17 protein-coding genes are annotated in these 17,247 nt (G+C 54.2%); 12 read left to right on the top strand and 5 right to left on the bottom strand.

Features of this window, described 5'->3' with window-relative positions; translation table 11 throughout:
• The first annotated feature begins 106 nt into the window (after nt 1-106).
• Nucleotides 107-1,957 (top strand): assimilatory sulfite reductase (NADPH) flavoprotein subunit, encoded by a 1,851-nt coding sequence (locus FHS19_RS04985; RefSeq protein ID WP_183579438.1) that lies wholly within the window; start codon nt 107-109, stop codon nt 1,955-1,957.
• Between the two features lie 37 nt (nt 1,958-1,994).
• Entirely contained in the window at nt 1,995-3,719 is a 1,725-nt protein-coding gene (cysI, locus tag FHS19_RS04990; protein WP_183579441.1) for an assimilatory sulfite reductase (NADPH) hemoprotein subunit, read from the top strand.
• Nucleotides 3,720-3,826: 107 nt separating this feature from the next.
• On the opposite strand, the gene FHS19_RS04995 is transcribed toward cysI, so the two are convergent.
• A complete protein-coding gene (locus FHS19_RS04995) occupies nt 3,827-4,363 on the bottom strand; it encodes a phosphatase PAP2 family protein (protein ID WP_246426419.1) in 537 nt (178 codons plus the stop codon).
• A gap of 57 nt (nt 4,364-4,420) precedes the next feature.
• Entirely contained in the window at nt 4,421-5,038 is a 618-nt protein-coding gene (locus FHS19_RS05000) for a DedA family protein (RefSeq protein WP_183579444.1), read from the bottom strand.
• Nucleotides 5,039-5,361: 323 nt separating this feature from the next.
• Here FHS19_RS05000 and FHS19_RS05005 point away from each other — a divergent pair, with 323 nt between their 5' ends.
• The 5 genes from FHS19_RS05005 (at nt 5,362) to FHS19_RS05025 (ending at nt 10,714) form a co-directional block, all read left to right on the top strand.
• The gene (locus FHS19_RS05005; protein WP_183579447.1) at nt 5,362-6,363 is read left to right on the top strand and encodes a Gfo/Idh/MocA family protein; all 1,002 of its coding nucleotides are present in this window, start codon (nt 5,362-5,364) and stop codon (nt 6,361-6,363) included.
• Nucleotides 6,364-6,401: 38 nt separating this feature from the next.
• A complete protein-coding gene (locus tag FHS19_RS05010) occupies nt 6,402-7,349 on the top strand; it encodes a helix-turn-helix domain-containing protein (protein ID WP_183579450.1) in 948 nt (315 codons plus the stop codon).
• 15 nt (nt 7,350-7,364) lie between these two features.
• Nucleotides 7,365-8,453, top strand: coding sequence for a Gfo/Idh/MocA family protein (locus FHS19_RS05015; protein WP_183579453.1), 1,089 nt, complete (start codon nt 7,365-7,367; stop codon nt 8,451-8,453).
• A 187-nt stretch (nt 8,454-8,640) separates the two neighbouring features.
• Nucleotides 8,641-9,177, top strand: a complete 537-nt coding sequence (locus FHS19_RS05020; protein WP_183579456.1) for a superoxide dismutase family protein — start codon at nt 8,641-8,643, stop codon at nt 9,175-9,177.
• Nucleotides 9,178-9,448: 271 nt separating this feature from the next.
• Complete coding sequence (locus FHS19_RS05025) at nt 9,449-10,714, top strand: MDR family MFS transporter (RefSeq protein ID WP_183579459.1); 1,266 nt, start codon at nt 9,449-9,451, stop codon at nt 10,712-10,714.
• 65 nt (nt 10,715-10,779) lie between these two features.
• On the opposite strand, the gene FHS19_RS05030 is transcribed toward FHS19_RS05025, so the two are convergent.
• Together FHS19_RS05030 and FHS19_RS05035 are read right to left on the bottom strand one after the other, a co-directional pair.
• Nucleotides 10,780-11,757: a metallophosphoesterase family protein gene (locus FHS19_RS05030; RefSeq protein WP_183579462.1), complete on the bottom strand. Its 978-nt coding sequence runs from the start codon at nt 11,755-11,757 to the stop codon at nt 10,780-10,782.
• Nucleotides 11,758-11,772: 15 nt separating this feature from the next.
• Nucleotides 11,773-12,624, bottom strand: a complete 852-nt coding sequence (locus tag FHS19_RS05035; protein ID WP_183579465.1) for an alkaline phosphatase family protein — start codon at nt 12,622-12,624, stop codon at nt 11,773-11,775.
• 222 nt (nt 12,625-12,846) lie between these two features.
• Between FHS19_RS05035 and FHS19_RS05040 the strand changes: the two genes are divergently transcribed.
• On the top strand, nt 12,847-13,020 hold the full coding sequence (locus FHS19_RS05040) for a hypothetical protein (protein WP_183579468.1): 174 nt from the start codon (nt 12,847-12,849) through the stop codon (nt 13,018-13,020).
• Nucleotides 12,977-13,366 carry a helix-turn-helix domain-containing protein gene (locus FHS19_RS34765; protein WP_183579471.1) on the top strand — a complete coding sequence of 130 codons (390 nt, stop codon included), beginning with the start codon at nt 12,977-12,979 and terminating at the stop codon, nt 13,364-13,366. Before FHS19_RS05040 ends, FHS19_RS34765 begins: the two co-directional genes overlap by 44 nt.
• A 30-nt stretch (nt 13,367-13,396) precedes the next feature.
• Here FHS19_RS34765 and FHS19_RS05050 read toward each other — a convergent pair whose 3' ends face one another.
• Complete coding sequence (locus tag FHS19_RS05050) at nt 13,397-14,293, bottom strand: LysR family transcriptional regulator (protein WP_183579474.1); 897 nt, start codon at nt 14,291-14,293, stop codon at nt 13,397-13,399.
• Nucleotides 14,294-14,397: 104 nt separating this feature from the next.
• Here FHS19_RS05050 and FHS19_RS05055 point away from each other — a divergent pair, with 104 nt between their 5' ends.
• The 3 genes from FHS19_RS05055 to FHS19_RS05065 all read left to right on the top strand — a co-directional run bounded on the left by FHS19_RS05055 (nt 14,398) and on the right by FHS19_RS05065 (nt 17,173).
• Nucleotides 14,398-15,264: a DMT family transporter gene (locus tag FHS19_RS05055; protein WP_183581447.1), complete on the top strand. Its 867-nt coding sequence runs from the start codon at nt 14,398-14,400 to the stop codon at nt 15,262-15,264.
• A gap of 308 nt (nt 15,265-15,572) precedes the next feature.
• Nucleotides 15,573-15,986, top strand: coding sequence for a VOC family protein (locus FHS19_RS05060; protein ID WP_183579477.1), 414 nt, complete (start codon nt 15,573-15,575; stop codon nt 15,984-15,986).
• Between the two features lie 236 nt (nt 15,987-16,222).
• A complete protein-coding gene (locus FHS19_RS05065; RefSeq protein ID WP_183579480.1) occupies nt 16,223-17,173 on the top strand; it encodes a glycoside hydrolase family 43 protein in 951 nt (316 codons plus the stop codon).
• Nucleotides 17,174-17,247 lie beyond the last annotated feature (74 nt).

Genomic DNA, 17,247 nt, shown 5'->3' on the forward strand with positions numbered 1-17,247 from the left:
TCATTCTAATTGACCGTTCCCCCCTGCTGTGATAGGTTCAAGAGAGAAAATATGAGTAATCTACTAGGAATTATCACTAATGCATGCTACGCGAGGTGGATATTTGTTGGAACTTCAAGTAACGAACAGCCCTTTTAACCAAGAGCAGGTCGAGCTGCTCAACCGTCTGCTGCCCACATTAACCGATGCCCAGCGCATCTGGTTGAGCGGATATATCGCAGCTGCCGCCGTAACGGGAAGTGCTGTGCTGGGAACGCCCCCCATTGCGGCTGCCGTAAATGCGCCGGCTGCGTCTCCGGCAAGCACTGCACCGGCTGCACCGAAAGAGGTTACCGTCCTGTACGGATCGCAGACCGGCAATTGCGGATCGCTGGCTAAGAAGGTGACCAAGAGACTGCAGGATCAGGGCTTTGAGGTCAAGGTTTCTTCGATGAGCGATTTTAAACCGAACGGATTGAAAAAGGTGGAGAACCTGCTGATTCTGGTCAGCACGCATGGCGAAGGGGATCCGCCGGACAACGCCATATCCTTTTATGAGTTTCTGCACAGCAAGCGGGCTCCGCAGCTTGAAGGCATGCCGTTCTCTGTCCTGGCGCTGGGAGACACCTCTTATGAGTTCTTCTGCCAGACAGGCAAGGATTTTGACAAGCGGCTGGAAGAGCTTGGCGGCAAGCGGCTCGTTCCGCGCGTCGATTGCGACGTGGATTTCGACGAGCCGGCGGCGGAATGGATCAACAGCGTGGCCAGCGCGCTTGCCGAGCTTACCGGAGCCGGTGCTGCCGCGCAGGCCGTGCCTGTCACGGCAGATACGCTGCTCGAATCCACGGAATCGGAATATTCCAGAACCAATCCGTTCCAGGCCGAAGTTCTGGAGAATATCAACCTGAACGGCCGCGGTTCCGACCGCGAAACCCGGCACTTGGAAATATCGCTGGAGGGCTCGAATCTGGAGTATGAACCCGGGGACAGCCTGGGTATCTACCCGGAAAACCATCCGCGGCTTGTCGACGAATTGATCGAGGCGATGGGATGGTCCGGCGAAGAATCCGTACCGGTAAACAAAAACGGCGATGAGACTACGCTGCGCGAGGCGCTGCTCCACCATTATGAAATCACGGTGCTCACCAAGCCCCTGCTGGAAAAGACAGCCGCGCTCATCTCTAACGGAGCACTGAACGAACTGCTCGCATCGGGTCACGATGAGCTGAGAGCTTACATCGAGGAACGCGATCTGCTTGATCTGGTGCAGGATTATTCCTTGAAGGGCATCCCGGTCAGAGAGTTCGTAGCCATTTTGCGTAAAATTCCGGCACGTCTGTATTCGATCGCCAGCAGCCTGAAGGCGTCGCCGGACGAGGTGCATGTAACGGTCCGGACCGTCCGATACGAGAACCGCGGAAGAGAGCGGTACGGCGTCTGCTCCGTACAGCTGGCTGAACGAAGCGAGTCCGGATCGGCCTTACCGGTCTATATTCAGCATAATCCGAATTTTAAGCTTCCGCAAAATCCGGATACCCCGATCATCATGATCGGCCCGGGTACGGGCGTCGCCCCGTTCCGCGCATTTTTGAGCGAGCGGGAAGAGACGGGAGCCGAAGGCAAGAGCTGGCTGTTCTACGGCGATCAGCACTTCGCAACCGACTTCCTGTACCAGATCGAATGGCAGCGCTGGCTCAAGGACGGCGTCCTGAGCCGCATGGACGTGGCCTTCTCTCGGGATTCTGATCAGAAGGTTTACGTCCAGCACCGCATGCTGGAGAAGAGCCGGGAACTGTATCAGTGGCTGCAGGAAGGCGCCGTGGTATATGTGTGCGGCGACGAGAAACGAATGGCCCATGACGTCCATTCCACGCTGATGACGATCCTTCAACAGGAAGGCGGTCTCAGTCCTGAGGAAGCTGCCGAATATATGATTCGCATGCAGCAGGAGAAACGTTACCAGCGGGATGTCTATTAAGCACATCCTATAGGCAAGCGAGAAGGAGAGAGCAAACATGTCTGAGAACAATTTGATGTCACCAAACAGCGCGCCCCACAGCGATGTGGAGGATATCAAACGCAGAAGCAACTATTTGCGGGGAAGCCTGGTGGAAACGCTGAAGGATCCGATTACCGGGTCGATCCCCGAGGACGATAACCGGCTGATGAAGCATCACGGCAGCTACATGCAGGATGACCGGGACCTGCGCAACGAACGGCAGAAGCAGAAGCTTGAGCCGGCTTACCAGTTTATGCTCCGGGTGCGCGCCTCTGGCGGCGTTGTTACTCCGCAGCAATGGCTGATGATGGACCGGATCTCCCAGAAGTACGGAAACGGGACGATCCGCCTGACGACACGTCAATCGTTTCAGCTGCACGGGGTGCTGAAGTGGAACCTTAAGAACACGATCCGCGAGGTGAACGAATCGCTGCTCAGCACGTTGGCCGCCTGCGGCGACGTGAACCGGAACGTCATGTGCAATCCGAATCCGTACGAGTCGGAGATTCATTCGGAAGTGTACGATTGGGCCACCAAGCTGAGTGCCCATTTGGATCCGCGGAGCCGGGCCTATTACGAGATCTGGCTTGACGAAGAAAAAGTGGTGGACAGCCACGATCATGACGTGGAACAGGAGCCGATTTACGGCCCTGTATACCTGCCGCGTAAGTTCAAGATCGGCATGGCGATCCCGCCGTCCAACGATGTCGACGTATTTTCGCAGGACCTTGGATTGATCGCCATTGTGGAGGACGGACGTCTGGCCGGATTCAACGTTTCGGTCGGCGGCGGCATGGGGATGACCCACGGCGATCCGGCCACGTACCCGCAGGTAGGGCAGGTCATCGGGTTCTGCACGCCGGAGCAGGTGATCGATCTGGCGGAGAAGACCGTGACGATCCAACGCGACTACGGCGATCGTTCCGTGCGGAAACACGCGCGCTTCAAATATACGATCGACGACCGCGGCATCGACTGGTTTATCCAGGAGCTGACTGCGCGTCTCGGGTGGGAGCTGGAGCCGGCAAGGCCGTTCCATTTCGAGAGCAACGGCGACCGGTACGGCTGGGTCAAGGGCAGCAACGGCAAGTGGCATTTGACGCTCTTTATCCAGAACGGGCGAATCAAGGACGAAGAAGGGTATGAGCTGATGACCGGCTTGCGGGAAATCGCCAAAGTTCATACGGGGGATTTCCGGCTGACGCCGAACCAGAACCTGGTCATCGGCAGCGTGAGCAGTCAGAAAAAGAAGAAGATCACCGAATTGGTGCAGCAGTACGGTCTGACCGACGGTATCCATTATTCGGCACTGCGCCGTAACTCGATGGCGTGTGTGGCTCTGCCGACCTGCGGTCTGGCAATGGCTGAATCCGAACGCTATCTGCCTACGCTGCTCGGCAAAATCGAGCCGATGCTGGAAGAAGCGGGCCTGCGCGAGGAGGAAATCGTCATCCGGATGACGGGCTGCCCGAACGGCTGCGCGAGACCGGCGCTGGCGGAAATCGCCTTTATCGGCAAGGCGCCGGGCAAATACAACATGTATCTCGGCGGCGGATTTGCCGGGGAGCGACTGAACAAGCTCTACAAGGAAAATATCGGCGAGGCCGAAATTTTGGACTCCCTGAAGCCGATTATTTTCCACTACGCGAAGGAACGCCGGGACGGCGAGCATTTCGGGGATTTTACCATCCGTGCAGGCTATGTGAAGGAAGTCCGTTCGGGACAATTCTTCCACGCCTGATGGCATGAGCAACCGAATCGACAGTGACTCGGCGGTCAAGACAGCAGCATAAAGAGTGCAGTCCCCAGCGGACTGCACTCTTTATGCTGTATATGAAGGCTGAAAACTCATAGATTGATCACGGCGACGGTGAGCACCGCCGTCATGCTGCCGACGAAGCTGCCGACCAGACAGTCCGAAGGGTAGTGCAGCCCGAGATAGATCCGCGAAATACAGACGATGAGTGCAATAACCAGCAGCAGGGCGGCGACCCAGGAGCCCATAAACAGAAACGGGGTAATGATGGAAAAGATGGCCGTCGAATGCCCGGACGGGAACGAGGGGTCCTTCAGCGGGTTGTTCCCAACCCTAACGCCTTCGAGGGCGAGGTACGGGCGTATCCGCTGGACCTTGCGTTTAATCAAGGTCGTAATTAAAAAGCTGATGGCCAGGGCGGCAAAGCTCTGCAGACTGGTTGTCCGCCACGGATCGGGAGCGAAGAGGGCGACGGACAGCGTCAGGGTAATCGTAAACAGCGCGCCGCCCAAGTGGGTCAGCATGCGCAGCACAGCATGGAGCATGGACGGATTCTGCGTGCGGTTAATCCAGTGGAATACGCGCCGGTCCCAGCCGTGCGCCTGCTCCATATAACGGGTGATGATCATGCATCGGTCCTCCTCAAAATGTGTTTATGCATCAAATAGGGTCTTCAGCTTCCGAAGCTATTGCCTCGAATGAACCTTGGAGCGCCTGCGCCATTTCAAGTAAACGTATACGACCAGGATGGCGAACACGGCGGCCACGACGTATTTCAGAAAATGCTCCGTCCAGGTCAAGACAAGCTGCCATTGATTGCCGAAAATGTAGCCGATCCCGATAAAGACGGTAACCCAGAGCGCGGAACCCGTGTAGGCGTACAAGGCAAAGGTACGGTAGGGTACGCGGATGATTCCGGTAAAATAACCGATAAACTGCCTGACGCCCGGAATGAAATAACTGAACAGCAGCAGCTTGTCGCCATATTTGTGATACACCCTGGCTGTCTTTTCCACATGCTCCGGTTTAAGAAAAAGCCATTTCCCGTAGCGCTCGATCAGCGGCTGACCCAGCTTGTACCCAAGCAGGTAAGTAACCGTCAGCCCGACAATGGAGCCGAGGTAGGCGGCACCTAAAGCCGGAAGCAGCTCCAGCACGCCTTTATAGGACAAATACCCGGTGTAGGTAAGCGTCGTATTGCCTGGCGGAATCGGCAAGGCGATGGCATCCAGCGGAAGCCCGAGAAGCAGGACCCAATATCCGTACTGTCCGAACAGCCGCTCGATATATCCCAGCACATCCATAAGAATCTCCTTTATCGTCATTGTACTTGTGCTTTCCATTTTACTTATTAAAGATAAAGAACTGATGAACAGGAAGCTTAAGAAAGTATTAAGCCGTCTGCCCGATTTCTTAACAGTCCGGAAGAACTTGTATTCCCATGATACGCAAATTTTTGCCGGAACAAAACCGTCTCCGGTTGGGGCGGAAACCCGTCTTAAGACCAGGTTTTTCTTGTGGCGCGAATTTATATAAAATTGTCGCAATATTATACTGTATTAACGGTTTTTCATGTGTTAGATTAAGGGCATGATGTCTTAATATTAAATACTGAGGAGCGCTGGATATGATCAGAATCGGTAAAATAAGCTATTGGCATGTGCATGCATGGGATTATACGAAACAGGCTGAGGCTCATCCGGGTGCGGAAATCGTGGCTGTGTGGGACGAAAATGCGGAGCGGGGGCAAGAAGCCGCCGATAAACAGGGCGTGACTTTTTACGCTTCATTGGATGAAATGCTCAGTCGTGACGATATCGACGGGGTCATCGTGGATGCGCCAACGAACATGCACCGCGAAGTCATGATCAAAGCCGCAGAAGCCGGCAAGCATATCTTTACGGAAAAGGTTATTGCCGCCACGCTGAGCGAGGTCAACGACATTATTGCGGCAGTGGAGAAAAATAACGTGAAGCTGACCGTATCCCTACCCAGACTGAACGACGGCTATACGCTGGCGATTCGGGAACTTCTGGACCAGGAGCTGCTGGGCAAAGTTACTTATGTGCGCGTCCGGCTGTCCCATAACGGTGCGACAGCGAATTGGCTGCCTGCTCATTTTTATAAGAAGGAAGAGACGCTCGGCGGGGCCCTGATCGATCTTGGCTGCCACCCGATGTACTTGACGCGACTCTTCTTGAGAGAAGAGCCTGTGGACGTGAGCGCGCAATTCGGATACATAACCGGAAAAGAAGTGGAAGACAATGCGGTTGCGACGTTGTCTACGAAATCGGGTGCGGTAGGCGTGGTAGAAGCCGGATTCGTGAACAACTTTTCGCCGTTTACCGTGGAGGTTCACGGCACCGAAGGAACCATTCTGTTCGGAACGCCGGACAGCAAGCTGCTTCTTCGTACGACCCGCAATGAGGAATACAAGGACGCCTGGGTCGAAATCCCGGTTCCGGCCAACCGCGAAAGCGCGTTTGAGCAGTGGATCAGCCACATCGAACAAGGCACAACGGCCGATGAAAACATCGCGATGGCGATCGAATTGACGAAGCTCATGGAAGCGGCCAGCCTGTCGAACGCGGAGCGCCGCGCCGTGAAACTGAACGAACTGCAAGGCTAACCATTACAGAACTTATCAGACATAAGGATGTTGCTGCAATGATGAATAATTTTCCATACGAAACTATGCAGGGACGCCAGGATGCTTTGGAGCGTCTGGATTTACGCATCTATTGGGGAAATTATGAAATTCGGGTTATACGTTTTCATTTGACTTCTTTTCCTCCGGGGAAAATCGTGTCCTTTCACAAGCATGCCGAGTTTGAATTTCACTTTATACCTCGCGGCAAGGGAACGGTGATCCTGGTGGATGAACCCTATGCTCTTCAGGAGGGCATGTTCTATCTGACGGGGCCGGAGGTGCTGCATTACCAGGAAGCGGATCCCGAGGAATCGATGGATGAGCTGTGCCTGCACGTGGATATCAGGGACCTGTCGCAGGTACCGGATGCCGGCCAGTCGCCGCGTCCAAATGCCGATCCATGGGAGGTTGCCGAGGCGCATGACTGCATCGAGAAGCTGCGGACGCTGCCGCTGAAGCCCGTGATGGATACGTACCGGGCGATGCCGTTTTTCCTGGAGGCCTTCAACGCCTCACAACAAAAATATTTAGGACTCTATACAACGATCAAAAACTGCATCATTCAAATTCTGCTCCGTGCCGTACGCGCTTACGAGCCGGAACCAAGGGAGGCGGAGCTTCCGTCCCGGGACATGAAGGCCTACCGGTACCAGCTGGCTCTGGAGTACATTCATGCCAACTCTTCCGGCGAAGTGGTGCTGGAGGATGTGGCCGACAAGCTGCATATCAGTTCAAGGCAGCTGCAGCGGATCATTAAGGATCAAGGGGGCGGGCGATCCTTTAGTGAAATTTTGGAGGATTTCCGCCTGCAGGAGGTGTGCCGCCAGCTGGTGGAGACGCGCTGGTCCATCGAGAAAATCGCCGTTCAGGGCGGATTTTCCAGCGGAAGCTATCTGCATACCGTTTTTCGGAAGAGATACGGCTACACGCCGTCGGAATACCGGAGAAAGAACGCGAAAGTATAGGAGGATTACGATCTCGTGGGAAAAACTATTCGGATTGGCATTATCGGGAGCGGAGGCATCGCCGGAGCGCATGCCCGGGCTTACAAAGGAATCGAGGATGTTCAGATCGTCGGGGTGGCGGATATTCTGCCAGACAAGGCGCAGCAATTCATTGAGCGTTGGGACCTGCCGGATGCGACCGGCTTTGACGACCACCGCAAGCTGCTCGAGCTGGATCTGGACGGCGTAAGCATCTGTACACCGAACGTGGCGCATCACCGCACAACGGTGGACGCGCTGACGGCCGGCAAAAACGTTATGCTGGAAAAGCCAATGTCGGTTACGCTGGACGAAGCGGTCGAAATGGTGCAGGTGTCCAAGAAAACCGGAAAAATGCTGAACGTCGGTTTCCAGCCGCGCTACGACCCGAACATGGCCATTATTAAAAATATGGTCCAGAACGGACAATTGGGTAAAGTGTATTACGTGGAAACCGGGGGCGGACGCCGCCGCGGCATGCCGGGAGGTACATTTATCCGTCAAGATATCGCCGGCGCAGGCGCAATGGCCGATATCGGCTGCTATTCACTAGATCTGGCGCTCAACACGCTTGGCTATCCGAAGCCGCTGACCGTATCCGCCTATACCTCGAACTATTTCGGCACCAATCCGAAATATCACGCGGAAGCCGGACAATTTGACGTTGAGGATTTCGGTGTGGCCATGGTCCGGTTCGAAGGAGACCTGGTCCTGAACTTCAAGACGTCCTGGGCGATGCATATGGATACGCTCGGTGCGACGATGTTCCTCGGCACGGATGCGGGCATGAAGGTGCTTCCGGCGGGCAGCGGACCTTGGAGCGGGGTATGGGATGGCCATGTTGGCTCCATCTCGCTGTTCCATGACATCCAGGGACATCATACCGAGAGCAATATTCCGCTTATCAAGCATGAAATCAACGTGTTTGAGGAGAAAATCAAGGATTTTGTCCGCGCGCTGCGCGAAGGGACGCCGGCTCCGATTCCGGGAGAGGAAATTTTGCGGAATCAGGCCATTATTGACGGCATTATCCGCTCTTCGCAGACGAAGAAGGAAGTCGAGATCCATATTCCTGATCTCGTGTAACCGCACGATACAAGCCATCGCTTGAACTTCACATCATTACGGCAGTCCGAATCTCCCCTTCAGGGATCTTTGGGCTGCTTTTTATTTTTTCGAATTTCGGTCCGGCGCAGGTGTTATCTTTTTCGGGAAATAGGCAAACCTGATTTTGGGGGACCTAAAACCAGAATACAGGAGGACGAATGCAAGTATGAAGAAAATGGTGATGTCCGTCTGCCTCAGTGCCGGATTCCTGCTCGGAGCCGCTGCAACACCGGCTGCTTATGCCAATTCGGAAGAGCCGCAGCTGAAAGTGAAAATCGTGGATTCCAAAGGCGGGGAAGTGGGGACGGCGCTTCTGACGCAAAAAGGAGCCGCAGTTCAGATCCATATCGAAGCCGCGAATCTGCCGCCTGGTGAGCACGGCATTCATTTCCACGAAAACGGCAAGTGTGATCCGCCAGACTTTAAAACGGCGGGAGCCCATTTCAACCCGACCGGAAAGCAGCACGGCTTCCATAATCCGAAGGGCTATCATGCCGGAGACCTGCTGAACATTCAGGTGAAGCAGGATGGAACGGTGACCGCCGATTTGGAAACCCAGTCTGTTACGCTTAACAAGGGAGCCGCCAATTCGCTCTTGAAGCCGGGCGGAACCGCGATCATCATCCACGAAAAAGCGGACGATTACGTGACCGACCCGTCGGGGAACTCCGGCAACCGGATCGCCTGTGCGCGGATTGAATAGCTGCGGCCTGCCGTCAGCTTTGCTGGCTGCCGATAGCGATCATATACACTCCTGAAGGAACATGCCTTCAGGAGTTTTTTTATGTTCAAGCCGTTTCACAGGTTCACTTCGTATCGCGATTGATATCGCTTGCAAAAAAATCGTTGCCCGGCCTCATACTCCTGTGATATATTAAAACTCCTTCCATTTTTTCCACGTGATGACCATTTCACCGCCAACGATTCTTCAGGAAGAGAAAGGACCCCAATATGAAACAGGAGGAACCTCTGTTGTGAACTGGCTTAAATGGGATTTGAACTTGCAAATCCGGCTGATCGGCGACACACTCTTCAATCTGCTGTTTTGGATGTACTTTCCTTACATCACCCTGTTTTTCAGCGACGCGTTCGGCAAGACCGCGGCCAGTATGCTGATGGCTGTTCCTCCCCTGGTCAGCCTGTTCGGGAGCTTGTTCGGCGGGTATCTGGCGGACCGCTTCGGCCGGAGACCCGCCATGCTGCTCGGAGCCTGCATGCAGTCCTGTATGTTTGCCGTCTTTGCGTTATCCCCATCCCATTGGCTCGATTATGCCGCATATATTGGACTGGGGCTGGGAGGGGCGATTTATTCGCCGGGAAGCTCGGCCATGGTGGCCGACGTGACTCCGGAAAAGGACCGGCGTATGGTATTCGCAACCTTCGTGACAGGCAGAAATATTGGGGCGGTTTTTGGCCCGGCGCTAGGTTCGGTATTCTTTTTCCAGTACCGGCACGAGCTGCTGTGGACCTGCACGTCGGTAACACTTCTGTACTTTTTGACCATATTATTTTTCAGCAGGGAGACGCTTCCTGCGACGGCAAGGATGAATCGCACCCGCAGCAAGCTGACCGCTATCTTGAAGGAGCAGGTGGTAAGTTACGGTGTGATATTTAAGGACAAGGTATTCGCGCTCTATATTGCCGCGGGGATCCTGGTGACGATTGCTTTTATGCAGCTGGATATGTATTTAGCGATGTATGTCAAAGAATACGTACCGGGACAGGCGCTGCTGTCCTTCAGCGGCTGGACGTTCAACCTGAGCAGCGCGCAGGTGTTCGGGCTGATGCTGGGGCTGAACGGGCTGTTGTTCGTGCTGTGCGTTCTCCCCGTCACCAAACTGTTCGAGGGCTGGTCCGAAAGGAACATCCTGATCATGTCGGCCTTGCTGTTTGGCGGGGGGATGTTCTTGATCGGTTTGACGACACATGTGTGGCTGCTGCTGGTGTTTACGTTTGTGTTTACGATCGGCGAGCTGTCGCGGAGTCCCGTCACCGACAGCTTCATCAGTAAATATGCGCCTGAACACGCCAGAGGGCAATACATGGGGGCGGCGAATCTGCAGTTCTCGGTCGGCCGTTTTATCGCTCCGGTCACGATTATGCTGTCTTCGTGGTTTCCGCCGGTTGTCGTGTTTGGCTTCATCTTCCTGGCAACGATCCTCAGCTCGCTTTTGTATGTTCAGGTTTTTAAAATCATTCCGGCAAGCTACTACGAGAAAAAGGCCGAGATATCGGGATGAAAATACGAATAAAGCCGTTCAAGACAGGATGCAATCCGCATCGCTTGAACGGCTTTTTCAGGCTGTTATTCGGCTGCTGCCGGTATTCCCGCCTGCAAGGGTCTGCCGGTCGGTACATGGACAGGCTGGTCGCGAATGACGGACCCATCCTCCAGATGCAGCCAGGTGTCAAAGCTTCGCTCCCCTTGCGTGAGCCGGATGACCCTGGCGCCGGGCATAAATGGCTGATCCAGATAAGCGTTGCGAGTGGTTCGGCCGTAACACAGGCGGATGCCGTGCAGCGTTCCCCAAAAATCGTTGCCGTGATCATGGCCGACAAAGGTGCCGAGAATATCACCCATTTCAACCATGCTCGCAAAAAAACCGGTGTTGATCCAGGGAGCGCAGCAGTGACGGTCAAGCTTGTTCCCATAACAGACCGAGAAATCCCAAATATCGTTATATTCGGGCAGCGGAATATGGAAGAAGGCAAGCGATGGCAGCGGGACTCCGCCGTTACCTGCGGTAAGACGGTAGGAATATTGCGTATACCATTCAATCTGGCTGCGGCGGATCCAGTCATAAAATCCGACGCGCAGATGCTCCAGCGGCGAGTAGCTGCCCGAATCCAAAAAGTAAAGGGCGGCTTCCACGTTGTCCCGGTGTGAATCCCGGATTTCCAGACAATAGTTGCCTGCGCCCTTGACCTGGGGCGGATCGGGGATCGCATAGCAGTACCGGTGTGACAGCTGCAGGGCATGAAGCTGTTCCCGCGTCATATCGGGGGCCTCGGAGTCGTGGTTTCCAAAGACGGCTGCCCAGGGGATGCCCATCTGCTCCGGAACCGACACCGCATCCCGGAACGCCGCAACCGGATTCGGGCTTTTATTGCTGGCGATCACATCGCCGGTATAGACGACCAGATCGGGCTGTTCCGCCTCGATTATCCTTCGCATCATATGCTTCATTTGAAGCTCTTCATCATCAGGCTCGCAAAACTCCGTATCCGTAAATTGGACGATGGTAAACGTGCCGTCCTCGCGAACTCGCAATGTTTTCCTCATCTGCTCCTCCTCCTGCTAGTCGTTTCCCGGCACGGTGCGGATCTGGAACAAACCGGCAGGGACAGCGGCATCCCAGGCTTCCGGAATGTCCAGGCCGAGGGCGGCGGCGGCGACAGCCGCGGTGTCCACGATCGAAATTCCCCCGATGGCTGTTCCCGGCGCAATTCCCGGTCCCACGCAGCCCCAGAACACATTTTTATCCATCGGATGATCGCTGCCGTGGCTGTATTTGTCGTCGCCTCCGCCGCCGTGGTCGGTCAGCAAAATCACCAGGCTGTCTTCAAGAAGGCCCAGCCGCTCAAGGGTGCCGAGCACCTTTCCGAACAGGCCGTCATTTAGTATAATCGCATTCAAATATTCGGGCGAATCTGGACCGTACCCGTATTTGTGTCCGGCCGCATCAGGCTCATCGATCTGCATGAATAGCAGTTTGACGTCCGGATTTTGTTCCAGATAGTCCTGAATGGCCTGAACCAAATCGGCGTCTGGCAGAGATTCCTTATGTATTCCGATGCCATCTTCCACAATCCCGTCATTGATCGGGCGCCAGCTGGTGAAGGAGGCGAGCTTGGCCTCAGGCCATGCCTTCCTGGCAAGCCGGAATACGGAAGGGTAAGGTGATTCGGCTGGATAAGGCTCACTCACAGCGACCTCGTTCGTCAATCCGTGCTTTTCCGGCACAACGCCGTGTAGTACGGAGCCCCAGCATTCCGCACTAATTGTCGGCGACTGGGCCTGGGCGGTATAGGTGAGGGCCCCTTTTGCCAGAAAAGCGTCGATGACCGGTGTAGCCGTGTGCTGAATAAAGTTGCCGGCGCCGTCCATTCCCAGAATGAACACGCGCGAAACGGCTTTTGTATTGCTCATGGGTCAACCTCCCCAAAGATGATTTCGCTTTCATAGGATCGATTACGCCCCTAGCATAAAGATTCCCGTACGGGGTGTCAACCATCGATTGGGAATTAGGCAAACAAGTCATCAGAGTGTTAGCAGGAAGTCATCATCGTGGTAGCCGGCCTTTGCATGCACAATATAGAATCGGAATTGTAAGGGGTTACAGGTCACGAAACGACAAAAAGGAGTGAGATCATGCAAGAGGCGGTGCAGAACGTGGTGCGGCCGGCAAAGGTCCGGCGGTTTTCCACGTTCCGGAGACAACTGAAGAAATACAAATGGCTGCTGCTGATGACACTGCCGGGAGCAGGGAAAGCTCGAGGACGTGGAGCGGGATTTGAAGACCTGCCTTGCCGCCCAGCGTGTTAACCCATCGTTGCCGGAGAAAGAAAGCCATCCTTCGGTCATTCAGCGTGTTCAAAGCTACATTGCCGGGCATCTCCATGAACCGATCACAAGGGAGCAGCTCGCCTGTTGTGTGCATTTGAATCCGGCATATCTGTCCCGTCTGTTCAAGCGGGAAACGGGAGAGTCCATTACGGATTACATCCTTCGTGAGCGGATGGAGGCCGCCAAAGAGATGATCCGGGCGTCGAGCCTTCCGATTTCTGATGTGGCTAAGTCTCTCGGATACTACAATTTTTCACATTTTTCCAAAATGTTCAGAAAGGTGCATCACGCTTCACCGCAGCAGTTCAGACGAAAGCCGGTATGACGGCGCGTATGCCGTGCGGTATTCTGTCGCCTAAGCTTGCTCGCCGGGATGGGCTGCTGCGGGCGGGAACAGCCGGAATGCCGTATCCACAAACAATTTGACGGCAATGGATGCCTGTTTGAAGGAGGGAACGGCAAGATGCAGCTTGCGGTACGCCCTAGGAGTCAACTCCCGGCTCATGACATGTTCAGGCACGCTCTGCAGGGACAGCTCCGACATGATGCAGATGCCCAGTCCTTCGTTGATCATGTTCAGGGCGGTCGGATAGTTGGTCGTAATATGCTTCACGTTCAGATTCGTTCCACCGGCGCGGAACAGTTCCATAACCGGCAGCTCATAGCCGCCCTTGCAGACCAGCATCGGCTCATCCGATAGATCCTGAATCCGGATCTCCTTGGAATGGCGGAAGGGGTGATCGTCACGGAAAACGACGTGAAGCGCTTCGTTCCGCAGCAGCTTTGTGTCCAGATCGTTCAGCGGCGGAATGAGGAAGCCGACATCCACGACCAGCTCATCGAGCCAATGCCGGACTTCTTCTACGGTGCCTTCATACATCTGGATGTTGATGTTCGGATACTTGTCGTTGATGGCGCGGACGATTTTCGGATAATAAAAGGAAGCGGCTGCCGGAAAGGCCCCGACGCGGATGCTGCCGGTCTCCAGCCCTTTCTCGGCGGCAACCTCCTGCGAAATTTTTTCGTACTGGAGTAAAATTTCCCTGCCGGTTACCACAATCCGTTTACCGATGTCGGTCAGGACGACACCGTTACGCGGATGACGGTTCAGGAGGGTAACCCCGAGCTCGGTCTCCAGGCTGGATATGGCGCGGCTGACCGCCGGCTGGGTCATATTCATCATCTGGCCCGCTTTGGTAAAGCTTCCCGTTTCCGCGACGGCCACAAATAGTCTGATCTGCGTCTCATTCATAACGGTTATGGTATACCTCCTATGAGGAATATGCATTTTATTTATAGTTCAACGTATTGTATCATGGGAATTGACCATGATTCAAGGAGTGACCTTCCGTGCGAATGCAGAAGAATACATTGTTTCTATTAATCTTTTTAATATTGGTATGGGGAATCAACTGGCCGTTATCCAAAATAGCACTGGACTATGCGCCTCCCATCTTGTTCGCCGGCCTGCGGGCACTGATCGGCGGTATACTGCTTGTGCTGGTAGCCTTGCCTAAAGCGAAGCAATTGCGGCTGCGCCAGACCTGGCCGATCTATTTGACCTCCGCGATGCTCAGTATCGTTATATACTATGGTGTACAAACTATCGGACTGCAATATACGCCGGCCGGATTGTTCTCGGCGATCGTGTTTCTTCAGCCCGTGCTGCTCGGGCTGTTTTCGTGGTTGTGGCTGGGAGAGGCCATGACGAAGCAGAAGATGCTTGGCTTGATCGTCGGCTTTGCCGGTGTCGCCACCATGAGCACGGGTGGGCTTACAGGGGACGTTTCCGCCATCGGTATTATTCTGGCGCTGTTCACTGCGCTCTCTTGGGCGCTCGGCACGGCCTATGTCAAGAAGATCGGACCCAAGGTCGACTCGACCTGGCTGACGGCGATGCAAATTACGATAGGCGGTGTCATTCTGCTGCTGGCCGGTTCGGGGATGGAGGATTGGTCGAAGATCCAGTGGAACGCGACGTTCATTTGGGATACGCTGTTTATCGCCGTTTTCGTCATCGCGGCAGGATGGTTCGTCTATTTTAAACTGATCGGCGAAGGGGAAGCGAGCAAAATCGGTTCGTTTACGTTTCTGATTCCGATCGTATCGATTTTTTCGAGCGTGCTTTTTCTGAACGAGCATGTAACGATGAAACTTGTAGGCGGCCTTATTCTGGTTCTTGCCAGCATCGTGCTCGTCAACGTCCGGTTTCAGCGGAGATGAGCTTCGGCGCTGCCTACGGTGCCTGAAGGGCCTGCAGAACCAGGAGCCCGTTGAACCGGGAGCTCAGCTAGAAATTAAAGCAAAAGTCCGCGTTTATCGCGGATTTTTTCATTTTTTGCTTGAGATCAGCGATGATAGCAATTGATAAGAAATCCTGGCGTCATATCCATGATAGAATGCAATTAAGTCAAACGGTATCACGATGTGATGGCAGACTAGACTCAGGAATCGCCGCTTGGCGGAGCAAATGTTGAGCCGAATCATGATCAGGTTACCGTGAATATTTCGATAAAAGGTGGTAATTTTAAATGGCGCTGCAATTGGACAAAATTTTCGTGAATCTCCCGGTTAAAAACTTGAAAAACTCGATTGAATTCTTCTCCAGCATCGGATTTGCATTTAATCCGCAATTTACGGATGACAATGCAACCTGCATGGTCATCAGTGATCATATTTATGTCATGCTCCTGGTTGAGCCGTATTATCAAACGTTCACCAATAAAGAAATCGCCGATGCCTCCAAGACGAACGAGGTCATCGTGTGCGTGTCCGCTGACAGCCGCGAGCAGGTGGACGAAATCGTGAACAAAGCGCTGGAGGCGGGCGGCAAGCCGTCCAATGACAAGCAGGATCACGGATTTATGTACGGCTGGAGCTTCCAGGACCTCGACAACCATTTGTGGGAAGTCATGTACATGGATCCAAGTGCTGTGCAGCAGTAAGCGATTCAACAGGTATCATTATAAAAGAAGGTGCAGGCTGCCGAGCCTGTACCTTTTTTAGAGTTCAGAAAGTATAATACTTCCAAGGCTAAGCATCTGATCTCGCCAAAAAGTTTCCGCTACATGCGGTTCGGCTTCATAGAATGTACGCCGATGACGTTTTTTTGTGAGGAAAACGGTATCATCGTTTGGTAAAATGATGTACAGGACAAGTCACTTATGAGAGGAGCAGTATAGTGAATCTTAATGGTAACGACCGCCGTTCAGGCAACCCGATTTTTCCCGGATGGTATGCCGATCCCGAACCCCGAATTTTTGAGGGGCGGTATTGGGTATATCCTACATATTCGGCAGCGTACGATGACCAGACGTTTTTTGATGCGTTCTATTCCGATGACTTGGTCCAATGGACCAAGGTTGAACGGATTCTGGAGATGAAGGACATTTCGTGGGCAAGGCGGGCGATGTGGGCCCCTTCGCCGATCGAGCGAAACGGACGCTATTATTATTATTTTGCGGCGAACGACATCCAGAGCAATGAGGAGCTGGGCGGCATCGGCGTTGCCGTGGCTGACCGTCCCGAAGGACCTTACCGGGACGCGCTGGGGAAGCCGCTGATCGACCAGTTTTACCATGGCGCCCAGCCGATCGACCCCCATGTTTTTATCGATGACGACGGTCAGGCTTATTTGTATTACGGCGGATGGAAGCACTGCAACGTCGTGAAGCTAAATGAGGACATGGTCAGCATCGTACCGTTTTCAGACGGGGAGGTATATAAAGAGATTACGCCAGATAACTTCGTGGAAGGTCCGTGCATGATCAAACGCGAAGGCAAGTATTATTTCATGTGGGCTGAAGGCGGCTGGGGAGGCCCGGATTATTCGGTGGGGTACGCCGTCTCCGATTCGCCGCTGGGGCCGTTTGTGCGGGAGGCCAAAATACTGCAGCAGGATCCCGAGGTTGCTACGGGAGCGGGACATCACGGCGTCATTCAAATTCCGGGGGAAGATGAGTGGTACATCGTTTACCACCGGCGTCCGCTGACGGAAACCGCGGCGAATCACCGCGAAGTCTGCATCGACCGGATGGAGTTTGATTCCGAAGGCCGGATTAGGCCGGTGAAGCTGACTTTTGAAGGGGTACAGCCAAGAACATTGCCGACAAGGGAGAAGAGCGATTCGTAGGGCGGAAGCTTGTTCAATCGACCGTTTTTGCGATATAATAGAACACGTCTTCTACGAGGAACGATAGAATCTGA

Origin of the sequence: Paenibacillus rhizosphaerae (genome assembly GCF_014192015.1) — a bacterium.
In the GTDB taxonomy this organism is placed as follows: Bacteria; Bacillota; Bacilli; order Paenibacillales; family Paenibacillaceae; genus Paenibacillus_AQ; species Paenibacillus_AQ rhizosphaerae.